This window comes from Caballeronia arationis (assembly GCF_001544975.2).
Taxonomy (GTDB): Bacteria; Pseudomonadota; Gammaproteobacteria; order Burkholderiales; family Burkholderiaceae; genus Caballeronia; species Caballeronia arationis.
Genome location: NZ_FCOG02000318.1, coordinates 1 through 3,057, shown reverse-complemented (window position 1 = coordinate 3,057; position 3,057 = coordinate 1). Strand labels below are relative to the sequence as shown.

Sequence of the window (3,057 nt, the reverse complement as noted above, 5' to 3'; positions counted from 1 at the left end):
TCTGACCTCTCGGTCTACAGTCAGGACGAACTCGATGCTATCGCCGACAGCTTGAACAGCCGGCCGCGCGCAACTCAGGGGCTGTTGTATGACCCGAGGGAAGCGTATCGTTCCCGGTGAAAGGCGGTGCCAATCAGTTCTCGTGAAACCGGGGCACCAGGCCGGAGCGGTTCGGAATCGACCGAAACCGGGTTAGCGAGGCCGCGTTTCCCGTCTGAAATATCCAGACACGTTTTGCCGTGCAGACGGAAAAACCTCCGATTCGGACCCGCACCGTCTAGGATTGTGTTAGCAGATGAAGGGAGATAAGACTGTGTCGACTAACGGAATGTCCAGCGCCGTGATTCCTGACAGTAGAGTGGCGCGTGAGGTCACGCAGCTCATTCGCGATACGGAAAACGAATTGCTTTTCAATCACTCCGTTCGCGTGTATCTGTGGGGCGCTCTACTCGGAAAACAGAAAAACCTGACCTTCGACCCCGAACTGCTTTACGTCGCAGCCATGTTTCACGATATCGGGCTGACACCGACCTATCGCGAGAGTCAACTTCGTTTCGAAGTGGATGGCGCGAACGCCGCGCGCGATTTTCTGCGACGCCATCATATTTCCCAGGAAGACATAGATAGGGTTTGGACGGCTGTGGCGCTCCATACGACTCCGGGCATTCCGGAGCACATGCACGGGGAAATCGCGCTAGTGCAAGCCGGAGCCGGAATGGACGTGGCGGGACGCGGCTTTGAGCAGTTCACAGACGAGCAACGCACGGCGGTGCTTCATGCATATCCCCGCGGCGCAGATTTTGCGGCCAGGATGATCGATGCTTTCTATCACGGTATGAAGCATCGGCCAGGCAGCACATTCGGCACGTTCAACGACGATTTCCTCGCCTACAACGATCCAGGATTCGAGCGGGCAAACCTGTGCAGCATCATTCTGAACTCCAGTTGGGAGCAGCCAACTACCCGCTCAAAGCCCGATCGTTGAGAGCCGGGTTGCGGTCCATCCACCATATCTCGCGCCCCCGTATTTCGGTCGTCGGGCGCTCAACCTTTTTGCCGTTGAAGGAACGGTCAGCGCTCAGTCGATATATTGAAAGGGAAACAGATTATGAAGGTCAGTACTACCATCACGGCCGCTTGCGCGGCTTTCGCCATCATCGTTGCCGGGACTGTGCTGGCGCCAGACAGTCGCGCGGATACGCCTACGCCCAGATTGAATCAAACGACGACGAGCCAGGGCGGTGAAGCTGCTAGCATAAGAATCCCCGACAGCAAACTGGCGCGCGACGCAGCGCAGCTCATTGATAGCCAGAGAATCTGGTTTGCGATCGCGCTGCACACGACAAATGGAATTTCTCCGCAGCTGTTTTCCATCGCCGCACTCTTGCCGAAGGCGCCAACATGGACCTCGTAGGCGCAGGCTATGACGACTTCACCTCCGCGCAGCGGGACGCTGTCGAGGCGGCTCACCCGCATCCGCCCGCATTTTGCCGGAGACTTTCCCTGTACGACAGCCTCAAGCATCGCCCCGAGACAACTCAAGGCACCGGTCTGGCCGATGTCATGGCCTACAAGGATTCCAGTTTCGTCCGTCGGGACTTCAGCAAGCTGATGCGCAACCCCCACTGGGCTACCGGAAAATAACTGGTGTACGCCACGGTCTGTGACCGATCGCGCCTAGCGACCTGAGAGCTTCGCGAATGCGGCCTGCGGTTAGCTCATGCTCCTTTTTCTGGACGGTTGACGCGACGAACGTAAAAGCTTTCCAGTACCCATCGCGTGGCTAGCAGAAGACAGTAGTCGTTGTCGCCATGTACATCTGGACTGCGCCGACAGCCTCGACCGGGAAGTCGGCTAGCGTGATGGCGGATTGCTCACCGAACCGGATCTGCGCTCGACTGCCGCCAGTTGCGGCGAATACATATAAGATTGGCGGCGGAACGATGCATCGGCCACGTCAGGGAGGACTCTTCATGGTTCGCGGTGGCAATGAGTTGCCCAAGGTGGGCAAACAGGTCCTGGATCGCGGAAGGCCTGGTGAACAGATCTGAAACCCGCGATATGAACAGGCCATAGAATCAAGTGGATCGAAGGCTTCATCGCGCTCGCGCAATATCGAAGCTTTTCACGCGCGGCGGCATTTCGTAACGTGACGCAGTCCGGGTTCAGCAAGGGAATTGAGTCGCGGGAGCAGTGGGTTGGCGCCGACCTCATCAATCGAAGCAGATTTCCGCCTACATTAACGCCAGCGGGGCCTCGAGGACATCATCGAGAAGCTGTTCGACACGCGCGCCATCATCCGCACCGAGCAGTGCATCGCCGGCAAGGGGGTGCAGATCACAGCAGGCCATACCATCGCGCTCAACTTCCTGCCCGCGTGGTTGCGTGCGCTTGCCGCGCATTTTCGATGAGGTGCGCGCCGGTGTCATTCCGGCCAACGTCCGATTCGATCCTGATGCTCGTCAACGGAAACTGCGAGCTGATGTTCGCTTATCACCATCCCGAGCTGCCGCTGCATCTGGACCCGATGCGATACAAGTACCTCACCGTGGGCGCGACACCTTCATGCCTTTCTGCAAGCGAAGCGCTCCCGCATACCGCCTGCCCGGCACGAACGACCGTCCTTTAGCGCTCATCTCCTACACGGAGACCAGTTACTTCGGACGCTGCCTCGCAGTCCTGCTCGCCCATGCCAACGCGGCTCCCGCCTTGCGGCTTCATTACGAATCGGACATGGGGGAAGTGGTCGAGAAGCTCGTTCTTGAAGGCGAGGGCGTCACATGCCAGACGGGAAGCTCCATGCTTGCCGAGCTCGATGTCGGCGAGCTGGTGCCGGCTGGAACGGCAAAGTGGCAGTGATGTCCAGCTACGGGTGTACCGAGATGCATCGAACCACAGCGAATTTCTGGAGTCGTATGGCGCCACCTTCGACGCGCTTCCGGGGGCCGCAGGACAGGGATGTTCGCGTTATGCATAACTTGCATAACCATATGCAGGACTAGCATTCACCTTTTTTCTAGCTTCCCTAAGATTCCGTCCAGATACAAAAGCGCCGCT

The 3,057-nt window shown here is 58.3% G+C and carries 3 protein-coding genes and 2 pseudogenes; all 5 read left to right on the top strand.

Translation table 11 applies throughout. The features are described from left to right. Positions 1 to 120: pseudogene (locus tag AWB81_RS45490) on the top strand (IS30 family transposase); the annotation flags it as partial. A gap of 175 nt (positions 121 to 295) precedes the next feature. Beyond that, a complete protein-coding gene (locus AWB81_RS41530) occupies positions 296 to 985 on the top strand; it encodes an HD domain-containing protein (RefSeq protein ID WP_087135588.1) in 690 nt (229 codons plus the stop codon). Positions 986 to 1,108: 123 nt separating this feature from the next. Beyond that, on the top strand, positions 1,109 to 1,414 hold the full coding sequence (locus AWB81_RS47950; protein WP_062644283.1) for a hypothetical protein: 306 nt from the start codon (positions 1,109 to 1,111) through the stop codon (positions 1,412 to 1,414). Then, positions 1,402 to 1,644, top strand: a complete 243-nt coding sequence (locus AWB81_RS47945) for a hypothetical protein (RefSeq protein WP_062644282.1) — start codon at positions 1,402 to 1,404, stop codon at positions 1,642 to 1,644. Before AWB81_RS47950 ends, AWB81_RS47945 begins: the two co-directional genes overlap by 13 nt. A 433-nt stretch (positions 1,645 to 2,077) precedes the next feature. Next, positions 2,078 to 2,940 (top strand): annotated as a pseudogene (locus AWB81_RS49060) (LysR substrate-binding domain-containing protein); the annotation flags it as partial. Positions 2,941 to 3,057: the final 117 nt, after the last annotated feature.